Origin of the sequence: Citrobacter sp. C1 (assembly GCF_014596895.2) — a bacterium.
Taxonomy (GTDB): Bacteria; Pseudomonadota; Gammaproteobacteria; order Enterobacterales; family Enterobacteriaceae; genus Citrobacter; species Citrobacter gillenii.
This window is the reverse complement of the sequence record NZ_CP115035.1, coordinates 2,341,114-2,367,192: the sequence shown is the minus strand read 5'-3', so window position 1 is coordinate 2,367,192 and position 26,079 is coordinate 2,341,114. Positions and strand designations below refer to the sequence as shown.

Annotated in this window: 26 protein-coding genes; 8 read left to right on the top strand and 18 right to left on the bottom strand. The window is 51.2% G+C overall.

Going from position 1 to position 26,079, the window contains the following annotated elements:
- Positions 1 to 1,344, bottom strand: a complete 1,344-nt coding sequence (locus IB214_RS11455) for a VOC family protein (RefSeq protein WP_117342839.1) — start codon at positions 1,342 to 1,344, stop codon at positions 1 to 3.
- Between the two features lie 681 nt (positions 1,345 to 2,025).
- Between IB214_RS11455 and IB214_RS11450 the strand changes: the two genes are divergently transcribed.
- The 6 genes from IB214_RS11450 (at position 2,026) to IB214_RS11425 (ending at position 5,071) form a co-directional block, all read left to right on the top strand.
- Entirely contained in the window at positions 2,026 to 2,271 is a 246-nt protein-coding gene (locus tag IB214_RS11450; RefSeq protein ID WP_135953052.1) for a hypothetical protein, read from the top strand.
- Between the two features lie 11 nt (positions 2,272 to 2,282).
- Positions 2,283 to 2,495 (top strand): hypothetical protein, encoded by a 213-nt coding sequence (locus IB214_RS11445; protein WP_117342840.1) that lies wholly within the window; start codon positions 2,283 to 2,285, stop codon positions 2,493 to 2,495.
- A 142-nt stretch (positions 2,496 to 2,637) separates the two neighbouring features.
- Positions 2,638 to 2,835 carry a hypothetical protein gene (locus IB214_RS11440; RefSeq protein WP_115258436.1) on the top strand — a complete coding sequence of 66 codons (198 nt, stop codon included), beginning with the start codon at positions 2,638 to 2,640 and terminating at the stop codon, positions 2,833 to 2,835.
- A gap of 64 nt (positions 2,836 to 2,899) precedes the next feature.
- Positions 2,900 to 3,931, top strand: coding sequence for a hypothetical protein (locus IB214_RS11435; protein ID WP_117342841.1), 1,032 nt, complete (start codon positions 2,900 to 2,902; stop codon positions 3,929 to 3,931).
- Positions 3,932 to 4,019: 88 nt separating this feature from the next.
- The gene (locus tag IB214_RS11430) at positions 4,020 to 4,538 is read left to right on the top strand and encodes a hypothetical protein (protein ID WP_135953053.1); all 519 of its coding nucleotides are present in this window, start codon (positions 4,020 to 4,022) and stop codon (positions 4,536 to 4,538) included.
- Positions 4,539 to 4,588: 50 nt separating this feature from the next.
- Positions 4,589 to 5,071 (top strand): hypothetical protein, encoded by a 483-nt coding sequence (locus IB214_RS11425; protein WP_135911998.1) that lies wholly within the window; start codon positions 4,589 to 4,591, stop codon positions 5,069 to 5,071.
- Positions 5,072 to 5,651: 580 nt separating this feature from the next.
- On the opposite strand, the gene IB214_RS11420 is transcribed toward IB214_RS11425, so the two are convergent.
- A complete protein-coding gene (locus IB214_RS11420) occupies positions 5,652 to 6,554 on the bottom strand; it encodes a manganese-dependent inorganic pyrophosphatase (RefSeq protein ID WP_115258433.1) in 903 nt (300 codons plus the stop codon).
- A gap of 220 nt (positions 6,555 to 6,774) precedes the next feature.
- Between IB214_RS11420 and IB214_RS11415 the strand changes: the two genes are divergently transcribed.
- Positions 6,775 to 7,698 (top strand): LysR substrate-binding domain-containing protein, encoded by a 924-nt coding sequence (locus IB214_RS11415; RefSeq protein ID WP_117342843.1) that lies wholly within the window; start codon positions 6,775 to 6,777, stop codon positions 7,696 to 7,698.
- A 46-nt stretch (positions 7,699 to 7,744) separates the two neighbouring features.
- On the opposite strand, the gene IB214_RS11410 is transcribed toward IB214_RS11415, so the two are convergent.
- The 10 genes from IB214_RS11410 to IB214_RS11365 all read right to left on the bottom strand — a co-directional run bounded on the left by IB214_RS11410 (position 7,745) and on the right by IB214_RS11365 (position 19,026).
- Positions 7,745 to 9,433, bottom strand: coding sequence for a methyl-accepting chemotaxis protein (locus tag IB214_RS11410; RefSeq protein WP_117342844.1), 1,689 nt, complete (start codon positions 9,431 to 9,433; stop codon positions 7,745 to 7,747).
- Between the two features lie 169 nt (positions 9,434 to 9,602).
- Positions 9,603 to 10,721 carry an S-(hydroxymethyl)glutathione dehydrogenase/class III alcohol dehydrogenase gene (locus IB214_RS11405; RefSeq protein ID WP_117342845.1) on the bottom strand — a complete coding sequence of 373 codons (1,119 nt, stop codon included), beginning with the start codon at positions 10,719 to 10,721 and terminating at the stop codon, positions 9,603 to 9,605.
- A 32-nt stretch (positions 10,722 to 10,753) separates the two neighbouring features.
- Entirely contained in the window at positions 10,754 to 11,029 is a 276-nt protein-coding gene (locus tag IB214_RS11400; RefSeq protein ID WP_003833178.1) for a metal/formaldehyde-sensitive transcriptional repressor, read from the bottom strand.
- A gap of 168 nt (positions 11,030 to 11,197) precedes the next feature.
- Positions 11,198 to 12,460 (bottom strand): Y-family DNA polymerase, encoded by a 1,263-nt coding sequence (locus tag IB214_RS11395; protein WP_117342846.1) that lies wholly within the window; start codon positions 12,458 to 12,460, stop codon positions 11,198 to 11,200.
- A 2-nt stretch (positions 12,461 to 12,462) separates the two neighbouring features.
- Complete coding sequence (locus tag IB214_RS11390; RefSeq protein ID WP_117342847.1) at positions 12,463 to 12,882, bottom strand: translesion error-prone DNA polymerase V autoproteolytic subunit; 420 nt, start codon at positions 12,880 to 12,882, stop codon at positions 12,463 to 12,465.
- A gap of 208 nt (positions 12,883 to 13,090) precedes the next feature.
- Positions 13,091 to 14,197, bottom strand: a complete 1,107-nt coding sequence (locus tag IB214_RS11385) for a DUF4056 domain-containing protein (RefSeq protein WP_117342848.1) — start codon at positions 14,195 to 14,197, stop codon at positions 13,091 to 13,093.
- Positions 14,198 to 15,328 carry a BamA/TamA family outer membrane protein gene (locus IB214_RS11380; protein WP_117342849.1) on the bottom strand — a complete coding sequence of 377 codons (1,131 nt, stop codon included), beginning with the start codon at positions 15,326 to 15,328 and terminating at the stop codon, positions 14,198 to 14,200.
- Entirely contained in the window at positions 15,328 to 16,266 is a 939-nt protein-coding gene (locus tag IB214_RS11375) for a porin family protein (protein ID WP_161959023.1), read from the bottom strand. Before IB214_RS11375 ends, IB214_RS11380 begins: the two co-directional genes overlap by 1 nt.
- 31 nt (positions 16,267 to 16,297) lie before the next feature.
- Complete coding sequence (locus tag IB214_RS11370; protein ID WP_164496614.1) at positions 16,298 to 17,413, bottom strand: BamA/TamA family outer membrane protein; 1,116 nt, start codon at positions 17,411 to 17,413, stop codon at positions 16,298 to 16,300.
- Complete coding sequence (locus IB214_RS11365; protein ID WP_117342850.1) at positions 17,410 to 19,026, bottom strand: mechanosensitive ion channel domain-containing protein; 1,617 nt, start codon at positions 19,024 to 19,026, stop codon at positions 17,410 to 17,412. The genes IB214_RS11370 and IB214_RS11365 overlap by 4 nt, the downstream gene beginning before the upstream one ends.
- A gap of 311 nt (positions 19,027 to 19,337) precedes the next feature.
- Between IB214_RS11365 and IB214_RS11360 the strand changes: the two genes are divergently transcribed.
- Positions 19,338 to 20,246 carry a DMT family transporter gene (locus tag IB214_RS11360; RefSeq protein WP_117342851.1) on the top strand — a complete coding sequence of 303 codons (909 nt, stop codon included), beginning with the start codon at positions 19,338 to 19,340 and terminating at the stop codon, positions 20,244 to 20,246.
- Positions 20,247 to 20,295: 49 nt separating this feature from the next.
- On the opposite strand, the gene cybB is transcribed toward IB214_RS11360, so the two are convergent.
- The 6 genes from cybB to IB214_RS11330 form a co-directional block, all read right to left on the bottom strand.
- Positions 20,296 to 20,826, bottom strand: a complete 531-nt coding sequence (gene cybB, locus IB214_RS11355) for a cytochrome b561 (protein ID WP_115258383.1) — start codon at positions 20,824 to 20,826, stop codon at positions 20,296 to 20,298.
- Positions 20,827 to 20,987: 161 nt separating this feature from the next.
- Positions 20,988 to 21,887: a sugar phosphate isomerase/epimerase gene (locus IB214_RS11350; protein WP_115258382.1), complete on the bottom strand. Its 900-nt coding sequence runs from the start codon at positions 21,885 to 21,887 to the stop codon at positions 20,988 to 20,990.
- Positions 21,884 to 23,014, bottom strand: coding sequence for a Gfo/Idh/MocA family oxidoreductase (locus IB214_RS11345; protein ID WP_117342852.1), 1,131 nt, complete (start codon positions 23,012 to 23,014; stop codon positions 21,884 to 21,886). The genes IB214_RS11350 and IB214_RS11345 overlap by 4 nt, the downstream gene beginning before the upstream one ends.
- 57 nt (positions 23,015 to 23,071) lie before the next feature.
- A complete protein-coding gene (locus IB214_RS11340; RefSeq protein WP_161959024.1) occupies positions 23,072 to 24,454 on the bottom strand; it encodes a sugar porter family MFS transporter in 1,383 nt (460 codons plus the stop codon).
- A gap of 121 nt (positions 24,455 to 24,575) precedes the next feature.
- Positions 24,576 to 25,076, bottom strand: a complete 501-nt coding sequence (rbsD, locus tag IB214_RS11335; RefSeq protein WP_115258378.1) for a D-ribose pyranase — start codon at positions 25,074 to 25,076, stop codon at positions 24,576 to 24,578.
- 29 nt (positions 25,077 to 25,105) lie between these two features.
- Positions 25,106 to 26,017 (bottom strand): ribokinase, encoded by a 912-nt coding sequence (locus IB214_RS11330; RefSeq protein ID WP_161959025.1) that lies wholly within the window; start codon positions 26,015 to 26,017, stop codon positions 25,106 to 25,108.
- Positions 26,018 to 26,079: the final 62 nt, after the last annotated feature.

The window sequence follows — 26,079 nt, the reverse complement described above, 5'->3', positions numbered from 1 at the left end:
TTAAAGTAAACCACAGCGCCGTTTACTGCGCTCTTCAGCCTCCCGATACAGCACAAACTCATCATAAACCGCACAGCCCAGCGCCTGTTCAAACGCATCCCGACTGGCGTTACCATGACTGCGCGCCTGGGTTTCATTGCCCAGATTAGACTGGAAAATGCCCGCAGCGCTCACCGGTAAGAAATCTTCGTAGGTGATCGGTTGAGCCACCAGCCAGCCTCGTTCGATCAGCGGCTGCGGGTCATCCTCCGGTCGGATCGCCTGACGATGCGCCTCGCCCGACGGCGTTAGTCGATAGCGGAACCAGGCCAGCCCCTGCTGGCGTAGCAAAAACTCACTGTCAGGGAAGGCTTTAAACACCTCTTGAAGATGCAGCTGGTGCGTCAGGTTGTCTTTACCCGTTCCCGCGTGACTCAGAAGTTCATCATATAACTGCCTGCCTTTTGGGGTCAGCGCCACGCCACGCTGTTCAATCTCGCCAAAACGTGCGGTATGCGTACCACGCATTTCACCGGCAAACAGCACCGCCTCCTCCAGCGCTTTAAAGCTGGTCTGGCGCAGCAGAATAGGCACCTCGCGACGCGGCGGCCCTTCAATGAGGATTTTCGGTTCAATGCCACATTCCGGCATCATCGACTGCACACGGTCGATATCCAGCGTGCGTGGCGTCAGGTGGTTGATGTGGCAACCGGGGAAACACACCACATCAGCAATCAGTCGATGTTCGTTGTGTAGCGCGTGATAGGTCTCTTCATCTACCGTAGCGTGCTGATGCCAGCGGAAGGTTTCCAATGCTTCATGCACAAATTCCTGAGTCTGGGCAGATGTAAAACTACCCTGCGCATCAAACTCATCCAGTAATTCGTGGCAACGGCGCGTAAAAATATCGCGTTTTGCGAGAATATCCGCAGCCCGCTGGCGTAATGTTACGTTATCGATCAACTCGAGACGCAATAGCGAGGTAAACACCCGAAACGGATTACGCGAAAGCGAAGCATCATCGATGGGGCGAAACGCCGTGGAATGGACGGGAACGCCCGCCAGGGAGAGATCGTAATAGCTGACCGGGTACATGCCCATAATGGCAAACATCCGCCGCAGCGTGGATAATTCCTGCGCGGTCCCTACCCGGATCGCACCGTGGCGCTCAACGTTAAGACGCGCTAACTCATCCGCATTGGCCAGTTTTTCATGCAGCGTCGGGTTATTTTCCAGTACCGCCAGATTCACATCAGCGACAAGTTCCAGCAACGTGCCGTACTGCGGGACTTCCTGCTGGTACATTGCTGACATTGCCTGCGAAAATTGTTCCCGAATCTCATCTGCCGTGATGGTGTTCGCCATAATGTCATGCCTCCAGTGAATATTACCTGGAGTGTAGAGAACGCTACCGAGTCCGGTGGGAAGAATTTACAATCTGTGATTAGCACCCAAACTTTTGATAAGCACGGAGACATTAAAGATCCAGCAATCATGCGGGTCACACTGGAATCATAGAAAACACGAGGCGATTCAGTGTACCCTACCCTGTGACATGGCCTACAGGTAATCGATCACTCTTGCTAAACTATCTCGTTCTCTCACCGTGATAATCTCCTGTTATCACTTCATCGTAGACATATCACACACTTAGTCACACGCACCCTATGTTATGTGCATTCCTCTTGTATGTTGTGTATTGAGTAGTCCATATCATACACAGGTGGGTATAGATTTACTTGTAAATAACTCACGCGTTATAAAATCTTCCCCGTACTACATGCCTCATTGCCATCACATACTGGCTAACACAATACACGAGAACGTACCACTCAATACCTCCGTGGTTTATCCGTTGATTTACCCATTGAAAGTTAACAATCATGCAAAGCATGAATGGCACTTAAAATAGAACACATATCAACCACAATTAACCATTCGTGCTCATATCATACGCTTCGCTATGTTTATCATTGTGTTTGCGTTTGTGTTTATTGATAATGCACTCCCCCGTCACTAATGACGGCTAACTTTTAATGCCATGCAATGATTAAGGTAACAGAGTCAAACATCAAGCAAGTGCAAGGGGCCATTCGTTCAGCTACTGATAAGCGTGGTTTTGAATACGTTGTTGCTTCCTCCAATGCGTGTCAAGAACGAGGAGAAATGGACATTGTGTTTAATCTTCCTGTTGGTGAATATCGTCGTTATGATGCCCTGTTAGCTGATCTTGTTCGCATCGAAAAACAGATGATAGACATGATTTCAGCTACAGCAGCCGTAATGTTGTAGAGGTGTACACAATGAATGTGAAAGCGGGTGATGTTGCTATTCATCCTGTTTCATTTATCAATCTTGTTGTGGTCGCTTTTTGGCAAATTGTTGAAGATGTGTTTATCTCATATGATGACGGAATGACAGAAACCTATCTGCACAATGCAACTGTACTTATTCAAGATAAGAAGGAAGAAAGTCTGACTAACTCACTGATAACCACTCTGATCACGCCTATGTAGAACATAATGGACAAGTTCTAACTTATGTTGATATACAAGGTAAAACTAAAGCACCAAGTGAATAAGCAATTAATATTGTTCAAGAGTTTCTATATAAATAAATCTCAACAGAGGATTTTAAGTTGGAGGCTGGTATGTTCTCGTGAGCTTTATTATGTTCATGGAATATGGAAGTGATCGTGTTTATTGGTGGTTAGCTTGGCTGACAGACGATCAATTTTATATGGCTGGTTTAGGCGCGGGATTTATTGCTCTAATTGCTTTCATTCCTGCTGTTTGGGTTGGTGCTCTTATGGCTATCACAGCTTCAATTACTTATGTGAAAGACGGCATACGATAAATAAAACGATAAATAAAGAATTAATGATGATAGCACCCTATTAATCCTAAATGGAGTTTTCATAATGTTTAAGAAATCAGTGGTTGCAATGTTAATTGTTCTTCCAATGTCTGCTTTTGCTCATGGTCATGGTGGTCATGGCGGAATGGGTGGTCACAACTTTGGTGGTCATGGTCATGGTCATGGTGGTAATATTGGTCATGCGTTTGGTAGCCACTCCTTCGGTGGTAAACTGGCAGGGCGTATGAACGCTAGTGGCGGATTCACTGGCTTCTCTAAAGGTTCTATCAACATGAGCGATCATCCTGTTGCTCAGAACATTGCAGACCATACCACTCATACCGCGTCTTTTAAAGACGGCACTTTCATGGGCACAACTACCACCACCATTGGTGATATAACTCGTGAAACTTCTACAGTTGTGTCTGCTGATATGCGTTCTCACACTAAAGCCATCACTAACGGTGAAGTATCTCATGTGAGTATTCGTAGCTATGCTGACGGTATTGGTGGTCTGAGTGTTCATGCTACCAAAGACGGCGACACTGCGATTGGGACAGTGAAAGCATATAACGATGTAGCAAATGCTGGCGTCGTTAACCACATGCTGAAATCTGGTGACATGACTCGTGTTGCTCAGACAGCAATCGCACCAGACTTCCGTAGCCGTACGGTAGCGGTTCGTGACGATACTGGCGTAACTGTCCACATGCAAGGTTATGTGGGCAATGAGCAGGCTGGTATTGGTTATAACAAGCATGTTGCCACCTATGGTGAGTATGGCTTTGAACGTTCAGTGAATACGCTGGGTATTGCAACTGTCGGCATGTATGGTCCAGCTCACTATGCTGAGAAAGTTGCCAACCTGAAAACTGGTACAGTGAAAACGATCACTGACATTACACCACCTGCACCAACTCCTGTGGTGATTCACGTTGTTCCACTGACTCCTGTTGTACCACAGCCAACTCCGGTTGTTATTCATGTAGCACCAGCAGCCGATGTAACACCTGCTGTCGATCCTACTCCAGCAAATGTTACTACTGTGTACAACGATAAACACGGTGATAGTGTCATCTTGTATTGGAATATCTAACTAAAAGCACTGTTTTATACAACATTAGGGCTGGAGAAATCCGGCCTTTTTTTTAGTGGAAATAAATTTGTGAATGGAGATATTGCAAATGATGCTTAATGCGGGTGATTTTCTAAAATTGATTAATCTTGATCCATTTAAGAAATCTAACAATGAAGCAGGTGTGTCTGTTTCTCGTGGTGTTGAACTGGCTAAGCTGCGTGATGCTGTAAAAGAGAAACGTGTTAATTTGCGTGTTCTCTTGAAGTGGTTAAATGCTTCTGCTGGCTGTCGTTTACAAGAACGTTGGTTAACTAACTTCTTCGCTAACGAGCTAGGAGCCTCTCAGCAACGTTCAGGCAAGAGTAAAGAGGACAAGCTAAAGGAAGAGGTTAACCGCCTTACGGAGCTTCTCAGAGCGTCACAGGAACAGAATCAGATGATTGCTATGGTTGCTTCTGAGGACAATCAGAAATCTATTTTTGCTGGTATCGTGGAAAAGATTGAACTTGAGACTCAAGCAGAAGTAGCAGCCTTTGTAGAACAAGCTGCAACACGAGCTAAACAGAAAGCTATCGATCAGATGAAAGCTATCTTTCCAGACTGGGAACCAGCAGAGGACGCTTGAACGTAAAAGGCAGTGTGTATTAACATACGGCCTTAACTTTTTAGGGGCATATGATGAAGAACGTTAATTTAATATTGCTCGGAGATAGCACACAGCCACAAGAGAAGCGTATGAAGGAAGCGCTCAAGATAAGCAAGGGTGTGAAACCTGCTGCTGTGTTGGATGCTGTGAAAGAAGCATATGATGGTACAGGGAAGAAACCTAGCCTGAACTATGCACAGCTTGCACGATGGAGAAAGGGTTTAACCTACTATCGCTCACCTCCTACTGTAGACGCTATAGATCCCTATACAGAATTATTTACTCCCCTGTACCAACTGCTAGAGAATCCAGTGGTAGTAGCTTCCATCGATGTAGAAGAATTCGAACAACGATTAAGAAAGCAGGTTGAAGAACGTGAACGGCTATTGAGTACGGCAAGACGGGAAGAAGCAGAACGTATTATGAAAGAATCAGAAGAACGTGATCATAATAGGTTAATGGAGGAATTAAGTAAGCTGATGGATAAGCTGAGAGAGCTTAGGAAAGATTAATGCACATTTTTGTGCATTTAGAATAGTTGAGAAGGGGTAGCCTAATATTATGGTTCCCTTTTCTGTTTTTATTTCACCGGAAAGAGTTTTGATACTACTACTGCGTTAATTATTCCCCTTCTTACTACCGCACTAATAAGCACATTCACCGCTGTGAGAATTATCACACCGCCTACATGGTGAATAGCTTTGGCTATGAAAGATCAAAATGGTATAGAGTCCGAAGGACGACTAACCAGACAGCCTACAGAGCGTTTAAATGATGCAAGGCAGGCAATCACCTTATCTACTCACAAAACCGCTTAAAATGGCTTAATTTCAATGGACAAAATTGTCCAGAGAAAACTATTCTTTCTCGGGGATTTCCCCGAGAAAGTGAGGAGTATTCCCGCTAGACAAATTTGTCCAGCGCTATGAATACTACGTACTCCTGTGTATGTTCTTGCTTGCTGCTATCACAACAGTTTCATACAATAACTACCTGCACAAGCTCGCAACTGGTTGTTTTTAATATTCATACCGAATATCAAACTGTGATCCCGCATGAATTCCCCCCACCCGCGTAGACGATGAACGGTGCTTACTGGCGTGGTTTCAAATGGTTTTCCAGCCACGGCAGCATCTGTTTTTTACGACTCAGCATCCCTTCAACCTTGCAGGGCTGCGCGATATCTGTCAGTTCTTTTCCGGCAAACCACAGGCTGGTGTCGCCTTTGTTGATATCCGTCAGCATCAGCACGACCAGCGCAGCGTGGCGTTCCTCAGCATAGCGCACCATTTCCGCACGCAAATCGTCCAGCACCGGCGCCACCTGATCCAGTGCGTAAAGCTCGAGCTGCGCCACGCAGACCTGGTGCCCATGAATCGTGAACGTTTTGCAATCTTTATTGAGAAGTTGCCGGGCGCTCATCCCCTCCACGCTGGTTTTAGCTGATAGCAGGTCGCGGCAGAATGCCTCCCGATCAACTCCCGTTTTTTCGACCAACGCGTCCACCGCCTGGCAGTCGTCTGCCGTAGTGGTAGGTGAGCGTAGCGTGACAGTGTCACTCAAAATGGCCCCCAGCAGCAACACGGCCTCGGAGGAAGAGATCTGGCGACGCTCCTCTTCCGACATCAGTTGCCATAACAGCGTCGCGCTACTGCCGACCGGTTTCACCCACACTTCCGGCGGTAAACGCGTCATCAAACCGCCGAGGCGGTGATGATCGATAATACCAACGACATTACTCTCAGCCAGAGAGTCTGGACCCTGAGCGGGTTCAGTAAAATCCACCAGCCAGACATCTCTGTCGGTCAACGGAAACGTCAGCAGTTCGGGCATCGAAAGTCCCGCGTGCTCAAAGATAAATTGCGTTTCACGGTTAGGTTCACCCGCGCGCCATGCCGTCGCCTGCTGGCCGCGTAAGGTTAACCAGCGCGCAGTCATCGCGGCGGTGCAGATGGCATCGCTATCGGGATTAAGGTGCCCTATGACATGTATCATTAATCAGTGCCTTGTAATGTGAAGAGAACAATAACCAAAGTATAACGATCGGGTACATTCCCTTCCATGATCCCGCTGCGCAGTCAGGCAGTACAAAACATAAGCAAAATAAATCAGTTGTAAGTAAAATACGATAAATGTTAATAATATTTTGCTATCAGGTTATCAAAAACCAACAACTTTACTTGCTACCGATACGGCTCTGTTTTTAACATCGCTTATGGAAAAAAATGTTCTGTTCAATCAGCGTATTCGCTTGCGCCATCTTCACACTTTTGTCGCCGTTGCCCAACAGGGGACGCTGGGGCGCGCGGCTGAAACCCTAAACCTGAGTCAACCGGCTCTCTCCAAAACACTCAACGAACTGGAGCAACTGACCGGGACACGCCTCTTCGAGCGCGGTCGCCTTGGTGCGCAGTTAACGCTACCCGGCGAACAGTTTCTTACCCATGCGGTAAGAGTGCTGGACGCGCTCAATACGGCCGGTCAGGCATTAAATCGTCGGGAAGAAGCACATAATGATGTCGTGCGCATCGGGGCACTACCGACGGCTGCACTGGGTATTCTTCCCGCCGTCATTGGTCCGTTCCACAAGCAGCAAATGGAGACCACGCTGCAAGTTGCCACCATGAGTAACCCGATGATCCTCGCTGGGTTAAAATCCGGGGAAATCGATCTCGGTATTGGCCGGATGGCCGATGCGGAACTCATGGTCGGGCTAAACTACGAATTATTATTTCTCGAGTCGCTCAAGCTGGTAGTACGCCCTAACCACCCGCTGTTGCAGGAAACCATCACGCTAAGCCGGGTGATGGAGTGGCCGGTCGTGGTATCGCCAAAAGGTACCGCGCCGAGGCAGCATGCGGAAGCCCTGCTGCTAAGCCAGGGGTGTGAACTGCCGCGAGGTTGTATTGAAACGCTGTCGGCATCGCTGTCGCGCCAGTTGACAGTGGATTACGACTACGTATGGTTTGTGCCGTCAGGCGCGGTGCGGGAAGATTTACGCCAGGCCACACTGGTGTCATTACCGATACCGTCGCAAGGATCCGGCGAACCCATTGGCATTTTGACCCGTAGCGACGTTCAGCTCTCTACCGCCGCACAGATCCTCATCGCCGCGATCCGCAAAACTGTCCCGTTTTGATCTTTCCCGCCGCCAAAAATAAAGGGACCCGCGGGTCCCTTTATCGTTAAAACGTTTCCCAATTCTCACCGTGGGATGGCGACGTTTGCGGCGACGAATAAACCGGTGTGGCAGCAAGGGGCGAGCGTTTTTTCACGCTGCCGCCCTGCAAGCGAAAGGTGCCAACCGCCTGGGTTAAACGTGCAGCCTGCTCCTCCAGCGAGGCCGCAGCAGCAGACGCTTCTTCGACCAGCGAAGCGTTTTGCTGCGTGACTTTGTCCATCTCTGAAATCGCCTGGCTCACCTGCACGATGCCCCGACTTTGCTCATCGGAGGCGGCAGCAATCTCCAGCATAATATCGGTCACGCGTTTTACCGCATCGACGATATCCGTCATGGTATTGCCTGCAGCCACCACTTCCCCGGAGCCTTGATCAATCAGCCGTACGGATTCGCTGATTAATCCTTCAATCTCTTTTGCTGCCTGGGCACTACGGCTTGCCAGTGTACGCACTTCGCTGGCCACCACCGCAAAGCCGCGCCCTTGCTCGCCTGCTCGCGCCGCTTCCACCGCCGCATTCAGCGCCAGGATGTTGGTCTGGAAAGCAATGCTGTTGATGACGGCGGTAATTTCAGAGATTTTCTTCGAGCTGGTCGAAATGTTGCCCATGGTATGCACCACGCCAGAAACCATCTGACCACCCCGACTGGCTTTGCCGGAAGCATCTTCCGCCAGTTTGCTGGCATGATGTGCATTATCGGCGTTCTGTTTCACCGTAGCCGTCAGCTCTTCCATACTGGCCGCCGTCTGTTCAATCGCCGCAGCCTGCTCTTCCGTACGCGATGACAGGTCCGTATTCCCCATAGAGATTTCACTGGTCCCGCGATAGATTTCTTCTGCCCCCTGACGCACGGTTCCCACGGTTTTCACCAGTGAATGCTGCATAGTCTGCAAATGACGGCTCAAACGACCAATCTCGCTGCGCCCGGTAGGCTCATCCTGCATGGTCAGATCGCCCGCTGAGATTTGCTCAATGCGTTGGGCGGCGCGCAGCAGCGGATGGATCACGGTACGACGCAGCACCATAAACGTCATCAGCGTCAATGCCAGTGCCAGACCGAATGCGCCCAGCATAAAGACCATGCCAATTTGTGTCCGATGATGGGCCTGCTCACTGAGCTGGTTTGCCCTTGCGGTGCGGATCTCAATGGCCTTCAGCAGCGCTTTGTTGTAGGCGGTATCCAGCGGTCTGGCCTGTTCATTTTCATGGTTAATGATCGCTTCAAACATGCCGTTTTTGGCGTATTTGAGCATCGGCTGCAAACCGTCGATATAGGCTTTGAAACTGGCGCTCAGTTCAGCGTCCAGCGCTTCATCTGCCGGCGTTTTCACCGCCCGAGACAGATAGGCATTAAAGCCCTCCTGCGACTGCTTAATCCGCTTTTCCGCCTCCGCAATATTGGCCTTCATATCGTCCATTTCGGCAATACGACTCGCCGCACCAGCATGGATCATATTGATACGCGAGGTGCGCAAGTGGTTAGAGCTGTTCGATAACCCCATCCTGACCTGAATTTCATCAGTCACATCGCGCTGATCGCGGTCGGCCTGCATAAGAAAATAGCTCGCCAGCCCGGAACTTAAGGCGAACAGCAGAAGGATGCCACCGAGAATGGAGGAAAACAGCGGAACCAGTCGGATTTGATGCAGGAAGCCCAGTTTATGCTGGGCCTGCATCGATGTTGTGTTGTCCATGACCGTCGACTCTCTTGTAGGGTTTATGCGTGAAAACACGCCCGATAGATAGTCATCGGCAATCCGCCAGGATTGCTTACCGCGAAAAGCGCCGGTTTCGTCACACTTTCACAACATCATTCTAAAAAATTCAGGAAAGTGCCAGCGGAGAGTTCCGCTGGCGGATGGATCAGTTATCGCCAAAGTGGATAACAGTACGAATAGACTTACCCTGATGCATTAAATCGAACGCCTCGTTGATCTGCTCCAGCGGCAGGCGATGCGTAATAAACGGATCTAACTGAATTTTCCCGCTCATTGCGTCTTCGACCATGCCCGGCAGCTGCGTACGCCCTTTTACACCACCAAATGCGGAGCCGCGCCAGACGCGTCCGGTCACCAGCTGGAACGGACGTGTTTTGATCTCCTGCCCAGCGCCCGCCACGCCAATGATGATGCTCTCGCCCCACCCCTTGTGGCAGCACTCCAGCGCAGCACGCATCACGTTCACATTACCGATGCATTCAAAGCTGAAGTCCACGCCGCCGTCGGTAAGCTCAACAATCACGTCCTGCACCGGCTTATCGTAATCGTTCGGATTGATGAAATCTGTCGCACCCATTTCACCGGCCAGCTTGAATTTCTCCGGGTTGGTATCGACCGCTAAAATGCGCCCGGCTTTCGCCTGTACCGCGCCCTGGATAACCGCCAGACCGATACCGCCCAGACCAAACACCGCCACGGTGTCGCCTTCTTTTACTTTTGCCGTGTTATGGACGGCGCCTATCCCGGTGGTAACGCCACAGCCCAGCAGACAGACTTTGTCCAGCGGTGCCTGTGGATTGACCTTCGCCAGCGAGATCTCTGCGCACACGGTATATTCACTGAAGGTGCTGGTGCCCATGTAGTGATAAATCGGCTCGCCGTTGTAAGAAAAACGCGTTGTGCCGTCTGGCATCAGACCTTTACCCTGGGTCGCGCGCACGGCCTGACAGAGGTTGGTTTTGCCCGATTTACAGAACTTACACTCGCCACATTCGGCGGTGTACAGCGGGATCACATGGTCGCCCGGTCGCAGGCTGGTGACGCCTTCGCCCACTTCAACCACAATGCCGCCGCCTTCATGGCCCAGTACTGCCGGGAATACACCTTCCGGATCGTCGCCCGAGAGCGTAAATGCGTCTGTATGACACACACCGGTGTGGGTGATTTTAACCAGCACTTCCCCTTTTTTTGGCGGCGCGACGTCGATTTCGACAATTTTTAACGGTTGGCCGGGGCCAAATGCAACTGCAGCACGTGATTTCATTTGTCTCTTCCCATTATTGCGAGGTGATGGTGTTATTTTAGATAAGCGCGCAGAAGATGGCCGATTTCAGCCATACGCACGGCACGCTGGTCCGGGGTGGTCTCCCCACTGACCAGTTCATCCTTCAGGTGGATCTCAACCATTTCGCCCATCAGGCCGTTGGATGCGCCGCGTACGGCGGCAATTTGTTGCAGGATCGCCAGACAGGGTTCGCCTGACTCCAGCGCGCGCTCGAGCGCATCAACCTGCCCACGAATACGTCGTACACGAGTGAGAATGCGTTTTTTATCTTCAGGTGAATGCGGCATACGCCCTCCGGATACTATAGGGGGGTATGGTATTTCATTTAATAGCCCCGTGTAAACGGTGAAATTTATGGGGTCATGAGGAGAGGCGCCATTGACCACCAGTATCGGGTAATTAAATAAATGCGAGGCGTCTCCAGAAAATAAATAACATCTCCCTGTTTTATACAATCAACTCACCCGCAGCAAATCCGCAAAACGCGTGGTATACCGTGGGGATAGCATTCCTCGTTTCATTTTCCACTGCTGTTCTATTCCCTGCCCGGCAAACCAGAGCGTTCCGCGCCCTTCTTTATTGAGCCGATCCACCACGGTCATCAACTCCGCGCTGTTGCGTCGAGGGCCATTGTCATCAAACAGATTCAACTGTGCCACGCCTGAACTGAAAAAATCCCCCAGCATCACGCCCGCTTTTTGATAGCGCAGTCCGTCTCGCCAGATAACGTCCAGGCAGCGTGTTGCCGCATTGATAATATCCCGACTATCCTGGGTGGGGATCAGCAATTTGGTCGACGCGCTATTAGCATAATAAGGTTCATTCGGGGCAAATGGACTGGTTTTAATAAACGCAGAGATAAACTGACAATACTGGTGTTCCCCGCGCAATTTTTCTGCTGCACGCGCGGCATAGGCGCAAATCGCCTCCCGCATGGCGTTGTAATCCGTGAGCCTCTCACCAAACGATCTTGAGCAGATGATTTCCTGCTTCACCGCTGCAAACTCTTCAAAACCCAGGCAGGGTTCACCGCGTAGTTCACGTACGGTACGCTCCAGTACCACGCTGAAATGCTTGCGGATAACATCAGTGTGGGTATCCGCCAGATCCAGCGCACTCTTGATACCCATCGCGTCGAGTTTCTTGCTGGTACGGCGACCAACGCCCCAAACATCATCGACCGGAAGCGCCGCCATCAGCTTACGCTGGCGTTCCCTGTTCGAGAGGTCCACTACGCCGCCCGTCTGCTGTTGCCACTTTTTGGCCGCATGGTTCGCCAGCTTCGCGAGGGTTTTGGTGGGCGCAATACCTACGCCGACGAGCAGATGTGTGCGCTTGTGCAGCGTGTGTCGAATTTCACGTCCAAACGCCGCCAAATTGCAGCAATTCCTGACTCCAGAGAGATCGCAAAACGCCTCATCAATTGAGTAGATCTCCACCCGTGGCGCGATCTCTTCCAGGGTGGTCATCACCCGCTGGCTCATATCGGCGTACAGTTCATAGTTGCTGCTGAAGGTAATAATCCCGTGCCGGCGGAAAATTTCTTTCTGTTTGAAATAAGGTGCGCCCATTGTTACCAGCCCTTTGGCTTCGGCGCTGCGGGCAATGACGCAGCCGTCGTTATTCGATAGCACCACCACCGGGCGGCCTTTCAAATCCGGGCGAAACACGGTCTCACAGCTGGCATAGAATGCATTTACATCACAGAGTGCAAACATTCTCACCCCGTCGATTTGACGATAAAAGTCACAACACCAAAGATATCGAGCGTATCTTCACTGCTGATCCGAATCGGTGACCAGGCGCGGTTCATCGGATTAAGCTGCACGGTAGGTCTGAGCTGGAGACATTTTACTGTAAACTCACCGTCCACCGCGGCAATCACAATATCCCCGTGAGCGGCGGTTCTGGCGCTGTCAACAATCAACAGATCGCCCTCATTGATCCCGGCATCAACCATCGAATCGCCCGCCGCTTTCACAAAGTAGGTCGCGCTGGGGTGCTTGATCAACAAGGCATTCAGATCAATACGCTGCTCCACGTAGTCCTGTGCCGGGCTGGGGAACCCGCACGCGACAACATCACTGAAAAGGGGTAGCGCGATCGCCTCGCGCGGTTCTGAAGGTCTGTACAACATCATGACGCATCCCTCACATACTGTTTTTATATACAGTAGTTGTAGTGAGGCATGCAATCAAGTGATGGGAAGACGGGCGCTGTTTATTGCTTAACCACCTCACGTGTAAGTATGGATTGCGGTTAAAAATATCGGTTTTGTAAATTATTTCGGGAGGCCCAAATGTTGACGTTTTTTCAGCCAACCCACACCACCGCTGCGCTGAATTTAACTATTTCTGAAACCGTTCACGTTGTGTTTTATCCGCCTCTTCTGCCTGGTTTGCCAACGGCTGGAATTGAGCCGGACCGTAAAATACTTTTGGTAAAGGAAGTGATTCCATCGACGTCCCCGGATATATTTGCAATTCCCCCAGACGAGACAACTGATACCCCAACACCACGGCGGGCATTGTGAGCATATAAGGTGCCGTTTTTTCGTAAGAGACCGGGGTCGGTAAGCGATTGTGGTCGAGATTATAGTTACGCTTCAGCACCAGAAATTTATCAGGCACCCTGCGTTTGCTATTCCACCAGTCACCGTCCAACTCACGAAACTTTCTTTCGGTTTCGGTTCCGGTGACCACCCCGAGCTGCAATAGCGCATGGCGCAGTTCACCGTCCATCGCGGCGTTATAAGCATCGATAGTTTCTGCTTTTCCTTGCAAAATCACGTTGATGGCAAGCCGTGCCCCCAAAAGATTTGAATATAAATCTTCCGGTGAAAATGCAGATATCTCTTCGGAAAATCCGGGAACAGACTGAAAACCGTACCATTGTGCAATTTCGTGCCACTGTGCCAACTGAAACGCCAGATGGCCTGCCAGCCAGGCCGCCAGGGTATAGCGCTGGGACAGTGAAGACGGCGGCGTAAATGCCAGGAGCTGCACTCGGCGAACGCCCAACTCTTCACTGTAGAAATAACGCCAGCGCTGACCCAGCTTGGGAAGAATACGCGAGAAAATATAGAACGTATTATCCGCCGTATCGCGAACATGGGCGATATCAATAAACCCACCGCGATGGGTATAAATAAGACCGCTTTTTTCTGCGCTGAGCCCGACAATATTCTTCACGGCACCCAGCGCACTATCGTTATAATGATGGCTACCCAGCGTATCCAGGGTCAGGACGTTGCCAATCTGGTAAACCGGAATCGGGACCCCAATCGCACGGACGTGAAGATCATAGCCAAACGCACAGCAAGGACGTAACGACTCCGGCGGCGAAAGCTGACTGACGACCGGGTAAACCTGGCGCGCGTGCTTTATCGGAAACAGGTCCCCTTCTGCACAGGCCAAACCCGCCACCAACCACAAAAACATTAACCCTTTACGCATTCAGAAAGCCTCCGCAACCTGAAAATAAAAACCGGCACTTTCTTTACCAAACCCCAGATCCAGACGCACGTTCATCGCGGGCTTCACTTCAAACCGATATCCCACGCCTGCCGTGGGTAACAACGGATGATCGTCCAGCGCGCTGATGTTTTTTCCCAGCGTCCCGGCACCCAGCCACAATACATATCCGTGTCGCCAGTTCAGCTTTCGTCGGTACTCTACCTGCCCACTGACAACATCGTTGTCCCGGTAGCGGCCCTGATAATAGCCACGCATCCGCCGATCGTCGCCAGCCATCGACAACCGATCCCAGGGAACATCCCCTCGCGTAAAACGGCCCCAGAGATCAAAGGCCAGTACCGTTTTTTCATTCAGTAAGTGGTAGTAATCGTATTGCCACTCGGTTGCGTTGAAATGGGTGTCAGACCCTACCGATGGATCGAACCAGGTGTATTCCACTTTAAAGAACTGTCCTCGTTGCGGGCGAGTGATCGCATCGCGAGAATCGTAATTCAGGCTGATGCTGGCACCCGATGCAAGTGAGGAGGACTGCGCGTCATAGCGTGTAAAGGTGTCATCCGCGCGGGGATCATCAATAGTCGCGTGCAACGTTGAAAAGTCCCAACCGGCGCCAAGATAAAGATTTTTAACGACCTCCCGCATAATAATCGGATGCACGCGGATGGCGTTATTGGTGTACTCCTGCTCATTGCCCTGCGCCGCATCGTAGCCAATGCCCCAGAAACCAGTCGGCACTCTGTTCACCGAACCGTCAACAAACAGTCGCCAACGATCGTCAGTAAAAAAGGTGTAACTGCTTAACCCAATCCCTAGTGCACCGCTGCTACTGACATAGCCGGTAAAAGACAGCGACGAGTTCTGGGTGGTTTTATCATTGGGATCGACCCGATAAATTCCCGCCACGGCCATCCCCAGACCCAGCCTGAGTTCAGGGGTATAAAACGGGCCCGGCAACACGCTCCAGTTAACGCCCTTCTGCGGATCATAGTGGTTATCGGCCCCCAGGCCGGAAAGCAGTTTATCTACTGATTTTTGATCCAGCGCTACTGCCGCCGAAGGCCAGGCGGTCAGCGTCAGTGACAATGTCAGCATGATGCGATGGGGTCTCATCAGAAACGGTACTCTCCCGCCACGAAGAAACTGTTACGCTCATTGAAACCGAATTCTGTGAGAACATTAAATTGCGGCGTCATTTCAAACTGGGTACCAATCAGCATATTCCAGGGTGATGTTAGCTTCTGTTTAACATCAAACCGCCCTTCATTATTCTGGTTCACGGTGTCAATGAGCGGTTGCAGTGCAGCGGGCATATGCAAGTCGGAAAGACTGCCCCGGAACTCCTGCTGAACATTCTGGTACATACTCCCCAGCCAGACGCTAAGGTGAGACTCTCCGACGGGCCCCTGGAAACGAAAACGGTATCCCACCCGAGGTGACACCGTTAGCGCCGAAATTTTGCCATCCAGAATGTCGAAATCAGTACGGGTGTAGTTGGTGTCCACTAGCGCAAACCAATTTTCATATCCGCCCGCCAGCGTGATCCCGGTTCCCCAGGTCGTGCCTTTGAAGTCGAGAGTAAAATCGATATCCTGCAATTCACCACTCTGATAAAGCTGATGCACCGACGAGGCAATCACCCTGTCAATACCGGAATAGCGTGTCGGATCGGCATCGACGGAAACGTTCGATACCGATGAACCGCGCGTATGTCCCACTAACCCGTAGATATTGAGAAACGGAAACACCCACATATCGATACGCAGGTTTTCTGATTTACTTTGCTCACGGGTATGCCCGGCATCAATATTAAACATATCGGTCGGGATCGCATGGTTACCCAACGCCAGCCCTGAAAAACCAATGCTGTCGACGTCAATGTTCTGGCGCATATTCATATAGCTGAGATTGACGCCAAACGGCAACGGAATCGAGTATCCACGGGCTTTGGCCTCTTCTCCCCAGATGGGAAAGGTGCGCTCTTCCGTATCCGCGGCACACGCCACACCAGAAACCAGCAGAAGCGGCACCATCGTATTAGTCCATCTCATTATTATCCTCATTTATGTCTCGCTTCATTGGTTACAGGCCAGCGCCCACATTGAAGTAAACCGCCTCTTCGTTATCACTAAGGGCAACATCAATGCCGGTATGCAGACCGTATTCCCGGGCGATTAAATAGCGGAATCCCGCGCCCCAACCAACTTCGGTGCTGGAGTAAAGATCGCCTGCATTGTCGGTAGCACTCCCCGCGCCTACGAATCCCTGAACAATCCAGCGCGACGTCATTTGCCAGGCAAGCTGTGTTTGCACGGTGCTGACATCATTGCCTTGATAGCGATAACGGGAGATCCCACGCAGCGCGATATAAGGACGCGTCATCGGTGGGAGATGTTGGTCATGTCGGGACAGCATTTGATAATTAGTTGCCAGAGAAAGCGTCCAGTCCCGACTTAGCGGCAGGAAAAATTTGCCATCAAGCGTCAGTAAATCGTAGCGGTAATCACCCCCAAGGTAGTGACCGTAAAACTGATATTCACCGCTGAGCGACACACCGTGTCCCGGCCAGAAAAAGTTATCGGTGGTATCGTATTCTGCGACAATCCCTAAGCCCGATGACGTGCTGCTGTCACCGAGGACGTGTTTCCAGACGCGATCGATAACCGGGTTGTTTCGCGCAGAAATATCCATTTTCGCCCAAAACTGTGAGGCCCCTAAAAACACCGGAGAATCACCGACACGAAACAATAACTTTTGTATCCCGCCATAACCTTTGGTCTCAGTTTCAATCGCGCGATTGTTGCCGAAACCCGCGAGGTCACCCGAATAGATATCCAGATCGATATTTGCGTAACCTGCCGCAATAAAGTAACGAATATGATCGTCCGTCCAGGTATGCCGGTGGCCGCCCCCCACAAACCAGGTACCGTTATCCGTCGCGCCGCCGCCCAGCGCGGTCATGGCTGGGGGAATGAATTGCCCGTCAACCTGCTGGCCTTTTCCATGAAGAAATAAACCAAACACGCCGCCGCCATAGCCCACGGCAGGTTCTGTAATCACCACAGGGATGGGTAAAAAGCCGTACCGGTTTTCTTGCAAATAGCGGCTCATATCCAGCATCCCATCTTCAGGATCGATCAGGCCAACGGCGTGCGCTTGTCCGCAGAAAATCAGCAGCAAAAGGGAGGTTTTTTTCATGGCGCGGTTCCTTCCGGCGGTATGGCAGGCGCGGCATACCAGTTTTCTTTCGGCACCCTCACCGCATCATCGGGTTGCAACACAAAATTCGGCGACATGATCTGTACGCTAAATTCGTTGAACACATCCTGAATATGGCTGTACAACGCGTTGCGCGCCTCAGCCAATGACTGCCCCGGTAATAACCTGACCTGCAATTCATAAGAGACATACCAGTCCATTAACGCCAACTGGCGCACAAGCGGCGGCTGGGATAGATCGATTCCTTTTGCCCGCTTGGCAGCCAGTTCCAGCATGGCATGCACCTGCCGCCAGGGGGTGTCATAACCGATGGTGACACCGACAGTCAGATTGATACCGCCCCCCGAGTTTTGTGCGCTGAGATTGGTAATTTTGCCGCTGACCACCACCGCGTTCGGCACCGTGACGACGTAATTTTCACGGGTAATGATTTTGGTAGCGAGCATGCCTATCTCGCTCACCAGTCCTTCGTTATCCGCAACGCGAATAACGTCACCTTTACGCAGGGCGCGGGAGTAGATCAGCACCAGCCCGCTCATGGCATGATTCATTACCCCTGCCGACCCGAGTGTCAGCATCAGACCAAAGAACACGCTAATCCCTTTGAACGCCAGTGAATTGGCGCCTGGAAGGAAGGGATAGGCTGCTGAAAGGGCAAACAACCACACCACCACGGAAATCAGCTTACGTGTCGCCCCCACGGTTTCAGGGTGAATACCGGGAAGCTGTAAGCGCCCTGCTTCTACCTGATTAAGTACAACTTTAAGCAGCTTAAGAATAAACGCGGTGATAAGAACAATAATCAGGACAATCATCAGCCCCGGTAATGCCGACGCAATCGACAGCGCGATTTCACGCAGCACCCGTATCGACCAATCACCCAAAGATGTCCCCCAGATACGCGTCCAGGGAAACAGGCTAAATACCCAACTGAGCCAGACATACAACGCGACGATGCCCAGCAGAATCATCAATAAGGCATACAAACGTGCCTCGATTGCACCAGTAAAACGCCGCCAGCGCTGGGGGAGCCAGCTTCTGTTGGCAATGATTCGACGCCGGTAATAACGGCGAACCCATCGCCATGAACGGTACGCGCCATAGAAAAAAAGAATCAGCCCCAGCAATCCCGCGGCTGTTTTCACCGCAGACAGCGCCAGCCAACCGCCGTCGAATTGATCGCGCAACGCCGTCCGCTGGGTCTCCATGCGCACCAGCACCCGCTGAGCGGCCTGATCGAGGGTCAGATCGTCGCCTTCATCCAGATCGGCTTGCGCCAGCAGCAGCAGCGGTTTGCCGTTCATGACGATCAGCCTTCCCGGCTGGTTGTAGCGGGTTATCGGCACAATTTTCAGCGGTTCACGCAGGTCCGCCTGCGTAAAATTACGCAGCGTATTACGGATGCGCAACACCCGCTCTTCTGGCGTGGTTAAGCCAAATTTTGCCTGCAGCATCACAATCGGCTGGTGAAAGATATACACCGTCCGCGCACGTTCCTGTTCCGATGGCTGCTGTCGGGGCTCCGCCGCGAATGAGGGAAAAGCCAGAGCGCTAATAAAACACATCAAAAAAATGAGCAGTACCTTGTTCATACTCACCATCCCGCATGTGTAAACATACTGACCAACACTGTCCGCTTAAATGGAACGGTCTTGAGCATGGTGGAACTCCTTTCATTAGCGGCAAAAAAAGTATAGGAAACAAATTGATGAAAGACGCAGTTAAAAAAAACAATATTTTTACAATTTTAAACATATCAATATTGTTTATAAAAAAGTGCATGCATGATTAGTAGTCTATTGATTAGAAAGGAGGTAATAAAAAACAATGATTTTTCGATAAACGGTATCGCGGTCATAAACCGGGTATAGTGGCGCCATAAAATCATTAAAACGGATACACCATGAGCACTGCAGGGAAAAGTAACCCACTGGCGATTGGCGGCCTGGTCGCCTTGACGCTCATCTGGAGCTACAGCTGGATCGCCATGAAACAGGTCACGCTGTACATCGGCTCGTTCGACTTCACTGCCCTACGCTGCACTTTCGGCGCACTGGTCTTATTTATTGTCCTGATGCTTCGAGGCCGAGGGATGCGCCCGACGCCTTTCCGCTATACGCTGGCAATTGCTTTGTTGCAGACCTGCGGCATGGTTGGGCTGTCGCAATGGGCGCTGGTCAGCGGCGGGGCTGGTAAGGTCGCGATCCTGAGCTATACCATGCCATTCTGGGTGGTGATTATGGCGGCCATGTTTTTGGGCGAACGCATGCGGCGTATACAGTATGCCGCGATTGCGGTAGCGGCATCCGGACTGCTGCTGGTTTTACAGCCGTGGCAGATGGACTTCACCTCAATGAAAAGTGCGTTGCTGGCGATCCTGTCGGGGATCAGTTGGGGGGCGAGCGCCATTGTCGCCAAGCGCATGTATGCCCGTCATTCGAGTATCGATCTGCTCGCGCTAACCTCATGGCAGATGCTGTATGCCGCACTGGTGATGAGCCTGGTGGCCTTCCTGGTCCCTCAGCGCAGCCCTGACTGGCAGCCGGTGGTCTTCTGGGCGTTAGGCTATAGCGCCATACTGGCAACGGCGCTGGCATGGAGTTTATGGCTGTTTGTCCTGCGTAATTTACCAGCCAGTATTGCCAGTTTAAGCACATTGGCGGTACCCGTTTGCGGGGTCCTGTTTTCCTGGTGGCTGCTGGGTGAAGAGCCCGGCGTAGTTGAAGGGAGCGGGATTGTATTGATTGTTGTGGCGCTGGCGATCGTCAGTCTGAAAAAACGGTCCCCTCAGGTGCAGAGCATCAAAAAATAAGTGGCCCAAAACACACGCCCCGCATAATGCGGGGCGTTGATTATCGACATTACGAACGCTTGCGCGGCATCATGCGTAGCAGGGTATTATCCCGCCAAAAATAGTGATGCATCAGGGCGGCGGCGGCATGAAGACCAATGACAAAATAGCCCAGTTTTGCCAGCGTCACATGCCAGGACTTCAGCATATCCACAATATCAAAGTTGGCTTCTGTCGCATGTGGCATAACGATGCCAAAGGCGATCCACGGATTCCCTCTGTTGTACATCATCACCAGACCAATTATCGGCAGGACGATGAACAACAGATAAATAACCAGATGCCCAAGATGCGCCATACCGGTCATCATTGGCTTCGGTTTTGGCACAATCGGCGGCGTCGGATATTTAAGTCTGACCAGCAGGCGCGTTACCATCAGCGCTAAAATCGTGATGCCGCAGGACACGTGTACCATGTTGAACCCGGGGCGATAGCTGCGCGGGAAAAATCCGCGGAGTTCCATGGCACAGTAGGTCACAATCACCAATAAAAAAACCAGCCAGTGGATGCCAATTTGCAGGCCAGAATACTTATTCCCCATAACACTTCCTGAGTAAAAACAATAATGCGTCAACATAACCAGCTTTTGTTAAAAATTCATTAACTTTGTTAGATCCTTTTCCGTTGATTACGTGTAACCGCAAAAAATAACGATTGCCGGTACCCCGCCAGTACAGCGGAATACCGGTTGCAGATGAAGCATTACGTCCCGGTCACCATCAGTACGTCATCGACAAAATTTTTGGCGCGCGGAATATCCGACTCATCCACATGTTCAATAATCAGCGGAATATTCGGATGGTTTTTAGCGAGCAGTTCCACATACAGCAGATAGTTGAGTGACCCGAGGCCGGCAGCCGGCAGTTCCACCGAACCAGCCCCACGGAAGCTATTATGCTCCGCGGCACCGTCGCCGAATTTCTCAATAACCACATCAGTTTTTTTGCAGTCCTTGGCGTGGGCAATTTTAATTTTACCGTCGAGCACGTTGAAGATGCTGTGTAGTGTTTCATCAATAGCATCAATGTTTTTGTCGTCGAAATAGTTGGTGGGATCCAACGCCAGCCCAAGCCCTGGATGTTCAACATCACGCATCAACCGCGCAACCTGGCTTACCGAACCGATGATGTTGTTGACGTAGTTTTCCACCAGGAAAACCGCCCCATGCTCCCAGGCAAAGGTAGCCAGCTCTCGGGCGATACTTTTGAATTCCTGATACGCCTCTTCGGTGCTGTTTTGGGGATCGTATAGCCAGTCGCTGTCGACGTTATAAGTCCCTGTTTCGCTGATCACATACGGCGTACCAAAATCCCTTGCATGCGCTAGGATCTCTTTTACCGCTGCGATGTTCTCCGCGCGTTTTACCGGATCAGGATGCACGAGATTGGTATAAGCTGAAATGGCAACAATGGGCAGATTCGCCTGACGAAACGCGTCACGCACCTGGTGCGCTTTCTGTTTGGTAATGTGTCCACGGCTGAGATCAATATCAGTGAATTCGAGGTCGAGCTGTACGCAGCCCATGCCCGCCTGCTTAATCTTCGCAATGGTCTCTTCCAGCGTGTAAGGGTAATAACCGGTAAAGATGCCGACGTTAATCATTTTGTATTCTCCTGAAGGATTTCATTGAGATAAACCGTTCGTTCTTCCTGTATTGAGAGGTAACAGGCTTCAATACAGGCCAGCGTGCCTACGTTATCTTTTGCGCTGATGTCCGGTTCGACGCCGTGCTCCAGAGCGCACATTAGGTTCGCCATAGTGCCGATAAACGCATCCGGGAACCACTGACGTTCCCATTGCGGCATCACCCAGCGATCCGGGTAGTCGCGCGATGCAAGTTTCAACGTGCTGCCGCAATACTCCGGCGGTCGGCGGTGCCAGCCGAAATCGCCTTCTGCCAGCCCATCGGTACCTTCCACACGCCAGTTGATGTAGTTGTTTTTGGCACAGGGTTCCCCCGGCCAGGCCCAGACATCATCCAGGCTGGTCGCGATCAGGCCATTGGCATACTGGAAGGTGTATTGCGTAATACCATCGGTGTGTTCAAAGGTGGTTCGCGGATCAGTGCGGCACACAGCGGTCACTTTTATCGGATGACCAAATAAAAAGCGGAAGGCATCGATATGGTGAATCGCCATCGCATACAGCTCGAGCTTTTTGTATTGCTGCAGGAAGTGCTGCCAGTCGGGTATAGCGCGCATATCAATACTGGCAATCACCGGCGTGCCGATGAGTTGATTATCGAGAATGTACTTCAGCGCCCGCATTGATGGGTCATAGCGCATATTGGAGTTCACTGCGATGGGAATACCACTCTGTTGACTCAGCCGCACGATTTCACGCCCGGCCTCCAGCGACATCGCCAGCGGTTTCTGACAAAGAATGGCTTTCACGTTTTTCGCCGGGGAATCTTTAGCGCAGATAAAGCGTACGATCTCTAACTGAATATGCGGCGGTACAGCGATATCAATAATCTCAATCTGCGGATCACACACCATCTCCTTCCAGGATGCATACACTTTCGGGATGGTAAACATGTCGGACAGGCGCTGGCTATGGGTGGTATCCAGCGAAGTGATACCGTAGGTCGTAAAACCGGCTTTCTGATACGCCACCAGATGGCAGTGCTCAACGATAAAGCCAGCCCCGATAATACCGATTCTATAATCTTTTCTCTGCGGTAACGCCGGACGAGTCGCCTGTTCTAATAAGCGTTCTAACGAATCCATGATGCCCCCGTTGATGATGATATGCGTTGGCGGCGAGGATCACCTCGCCGCTGTTGTTTAGTGCAGCGCACGGCCTTTCACCACCGAACGCTCTCGCTGTGGTGCAGCACTCCGCTGTTTTTGCAACCAGAATTGTTCAATTTCTTCCAGCGATTTGCCTTTGGTTTCCGGCAACATCCGTTTGGTGATAATCAGTTGGATCAGACACATCACGGCAAAGAAATAGAATGTGTTGTTACCGCCAAAGGTGGCGAGCGTAAAAGGAAACAGCCAGACCACCAGGAAATTAAAGATCCACTGGGTAAAGGAGACCAGCGCCACCGCTTTGCTGCGGATCGCGTTAGGAAACATCTCCGAAACCAACGTCCAGAAAACCGGGCCGATACAGGCAGAAAAACAGGCGATATACGAGAACAAAAAGAACAGCGTCACCCCCGCTGGCAAGGCATGATGGAACGAGAAGCCGAGGAAAAACAGCGACACACCCATAATCAACGAGCCATAGAGATAAAGCGGGCGGCGCCCTACTCGATCAATTAACACCACGCCAACCACGGTGGCTGTCAGGTTAATAATGCCCATAAAGATATTGAAATAGAGCGCGGAGCTTATTGAGAACCCGGCAGCCATCATAATTTTCGGCGCATAATCGAGGGCGGCATTACAGCCGATCAACTGCACCAGCACAGCCAGAATCAGGCCTAGCATAATGCTGCTGCGCGCGTCTTTATGAAACAGCGTGCTGGACTGAGTAGCATGATGGGCCGCGAGGTTTTTCTCCACATCAGCGGTCATTCTTTGCGCTTCATCAGCAGAATAAAAACGTTGCAATATATTTAGCGCTTTTTGCTTTTGGCCTTTCAGGGTAAGCCAGCGTGGGCTCTCTGGGATAAACAGCAGCCCGACAAAGAATACGACCGCCGGGACAACGCCGGAAATAAACATCAACCGCCAGTTATTTTCCAGATCCTTAAGAAAATAGTTGGTCAGATAGGAAAGTAAAATACCCAGCATGATGCACAGTTGATATATCGCAGTCATCCGCCCACGCATGGAGGCAGGGGCCATTTCCGCGACATACATCGGCGACAAAACCGAAATCGCTCCCACGCTAATCCCACCCAGCAAGCGGTTCAGGATAAATGTGGTTTCATTCGTGGCGATGCCGGTGCCCACACAGGAAAGACCAAAGATAATGGCAGAAATAATTAAAACACGTTTGCGGCCAAATTTATTAGTGATATACCCCGAGCTGAACGAACCGATAATACAGCCAACTAATAATGAACTGACGCCCCAGCCAAGCTGGAGTTCATTCCAGTTAAAGTAAGTCTGAATAAAAGGAATAGCACCGGCAATAATCGCGATATCAAAGCCAAACATGATCCCGCCAAAAATAGCCGTGCAGCAGCTAAAGTACAAATAAAATGGATATTTCATCGTCACAATCCTTACCAGCATATGGGCTTAATGAGGAGAGAACATTGCCCATATCGCCTTGTCGTGTGCCTGCAATAATCCGCTAATGACCAGGCTGTTGCGAAACGCAACAGCCGCCACATTATTTAAGTTGTGGTACGTAATTTTCTTTAATCCGCTGACGGCGTGTTACGTAGGCGGGTAGCGGCTGCACGTTCGAACCCTCGGAAAACCAGGCGAAGGGGTCAGTACTGGCCACCAGCGCGAAATTGGCCCACGGGTTAAACGATCCCGAACGGATAATCACTTTGGCTTGGTGGGCAATCTCGCTGCACAGTCTTTCATGGCTGGCTTCGCTAAAGTCCGCGCCGGAACCGGTATAAATATCCTGTACCTGACGGTACAGATCCGGATTACAGTCGCGCACTTCGCGAGCGAACTGAATATCTTCGACAAAAACCTCCTGGCGCAGGACGCGGAGAATATCCGTCACGTCCGGGATACCTGGCCAAAAACCAAGATCGATACGGTTAGCGTTCGCCGGGATCGGGAAACCAGCATCGGTCACCAGAATAATATCGGTGTGGCCCAGGGTAGACAGCGCTGCTGCCAGTTGAGGATGTAGGATACGTTCAGGTCTCATTGTTATCTCTCCGAATGGAATTTTTATAATTAACAACCGAGAAAATCTTCAACGTCTTTGCGTGTTTTGTAGGAAGGGACCGTTTCCCAGTCACAGCAGCACAGTGCGGCGGTGGCATTGGCGAAATATGCGGCTTTATCAATAAGTTGACCTTCGCTTAAGGCGACTGCCAACCCGGCGTTAAAGCTGTCACCCGCGCCGTTACTGTCCACCACGTCGACCTTGCAGGACGGGATTTTCAGGGTGTCGGTACGGGTAAACACCGCGCTACCGGCATCCCCCAGCGTCATCACCACATGGCTGCAGCCGGTTTCCAACAACAGATCGGCAATTTCACGGTTACTGCGCCCATCGTCCGGAGCCAGTCCTAGCGCAACGCGCGCTTCGGTTTCATTCGGCGTCAGGTAATCGATATGGCGAAGATTCACGCCGCGCAGGTCACAGGCGGGCGCCGGATTCAAAATGGTAATCTTTCCAAGCTGTTTGGCGAGTGTCAGGCCATAGAGTGCGGTTTCTAGCGGGATTTCCAGTTGTGCCAGCACAACTTTACTCTGCGCCATTTGCACTTGCGCTTCGTCCACCCGCGCCGGAGTGAAAAGCTTATTGGCCCCCATATCCACGACGATCACGTTACGGGCCTGATTATCTTTAATGATCAATCCAGCGCCGGTGGGCAGCTCGGGCGTTAAGGTCAGCGCCTCAATATTGACGCCTTCTTCACGCATTAACGCGACGAATTCATGGCCAAACGTATCGTCGCCGACCACACCTGCATAGGCCACGTGGGCTCCGAGTCGGGCCGCCTGTACGGCCATATCCGACCCCTTTCCACCCCAGGTCTGGCGGAAGTCGGTGCCGATTAATGTCTCGCCCGCCAGCGGAATACGTTCAGCCGTCATGACCAGCGCTTTGGCATAGCTACCAAGGATAAAAATACTCATCAGTCATTCTCCTTTTCACCTGACAATGGCATAACAATGCGCCATCGCAGCCAGGCTGCGAC

Coding starts and splice junctions, on each gene's coding strand:
- IB214_RS11450 (WP_135953052.1), top strand. CDS start 2,026: ATGATTAAGGTAACAGAGTCAAACATCAAGCAAGTGCAAGGGGCCATT.
- IB214_RS11425 (WP_135911998.1), top strand. CDS start 4,589: ATGATGAAGAACGTTAATTTAATATTGCTCGGAGATAGCACACAGCCA.
- IB214_RS11430 (WP_135953053.1), top strand. CDS start 4,020: ATGATGCTTAATGCGGGTGATTTTCTAAAATTGATTAATCTTGATCCA.
- IB214_RS11420 (WP_115258433.1), bottom strand. CDS start 6,554: ATGATACATGTCATAGGGCACCTTAATCCCGATAGCGATGCCATCTGC.
- cybB (WP_115258383.1), bottom strand. CDS start 20,826: ATGGGGAATAAGTATTCTGGCCTGCAAATTGGCATCCACTGGCTGGTT.
- IB214_RS11395 (WP_117342846.1), bottom strand. CDS start 12,460: ATGTTTGCACTCTGTGATGTAAATGCATTCTATGCCAGCTGTGAGACC.
- IB214_RS11435 (WP_117342841.1), top strand. CDS start 2,900: ATGTTTAAGAAATCAGTGGTTGCAATGTTAATTGTTCTTCCAATGTCT.
- IB214_RS11380 (WP_117342849.1), bottom strand. CDS start 15,328: ATGAGACCCCATCGCATCATGCTGACATTGTCACTGACGCTGACCGCC.
- IB214_RS11350 (WP_115258382.1), bottom strand. CDS start 21,887: ATGATTAACGTCGGCATCTTTACCGGTTATTACCCTTACACGCTGGAA.
- IB214_RS11330 (WP_161959025.1), bottom strand. CDS start 26,017: ATGAGTATTTTTATCCTTGGTAGCTATGCCAAAGCGCTGGTCATGACG.
- IB214_RS11400 (WP_003833178.1), bottom strand. CDS start 11,029: ATGCCGCATTCACCTGAAGATAAAAAACGCATTCTCACTCGTGTACGA.
- IB214_RS11390 (WP_117342847.1), bottom strand. CDS start 12,882: ATGATGTTGTACAGACCTTCAGAACCGCGCGAGGCGATCGCGCTACCC.
- IB214_RS11375 (WP_161959023.1), bottom strand. CDS start 16,266: ATGAGATGGACTAATACGATGGTGCCGCTTCTGCTGGTTTCTGGTGTG.
- IB214_RS11340 (WP_161959024.1), bottom strand. CDS start 24,454: ATGAAATATCCATTTTATTTGTACTTTAGCTGCTGCACGGCTATTTTT.
- IB214_RS11415 (WP_117342843.1), top strand. CDS start 6,775: ATGGAAAAAAATGTTCTGTTCAATCAGCGTATTCGCTTGCGCCATCTT.
- IB214_RS11365 (WP_117342850.1), bottom strand. CDS start 19,026: ATGAACAAGGTACTGCTCATTTTTTTGATGTGTTTTATTAGCGCTCTG.
- IB214_RS11345 (WP_117342852.1), bottom strand. CDS start 23,014: ATGGATTCGTTAGAACGCTTATTAGAACAGGCGACTCGTCCGGCGTTA.
- IB214_RS11445 (WP_117342840.1), top strand. CDS start 2,283: ATGAATGTGAAAGCGGGTGATGTTGCTATTCATCCTGTTTCATTTATC.
- IB214_RS11405 (WP_117342845.1), bottom strand. CDS start 10,721: ATGAAATCACGTGCTGCAGTTGCATTTGGCCCCGGCCAACCGTTAAAA.
- IB214_RS11385 (WP_117342848.1), bottom strand. CDS start 14,197: ATGCGTAAAGGGTTAATGTTTTTGTGGTTGGTGGCGGGTTTGGCCTGT.
- rbsD (WP_115258378.1), bottom strand. CDS start 25,076: ATGAGACCTGAACGTATCCTACATCCTCAACTGGCAGCAGCGCTGTCT.
- IB214_RS11455 (WP_117342839.1), bottom strand. CDS start 1,344: ATGGCGAACACCATCACGGCAGATGAGATTCGGGAACAATTTTCGCAG.
- IB214_RS11360 (WP_117342851.1), top strand. CDS start 19,338: ATGAGCACTGCAGGGAAAAGTAACCCACTGGCGATTGGCGGCCTGGTC.
- IB214_RS11370 (WP_164496614.1), bottom strand. CDS start 17,413: ATGAAAAAAACCTCCCTTTTGCTGCTGATTTTCTGCGGACAAGCGCAC.
- IB214_RS11410 (WP_117342844.1), bottom strand. CDS start 9,433: ATGGACAACACAACATCGATGCAGGCCCAGCATAAACTGGGCTTCCTG.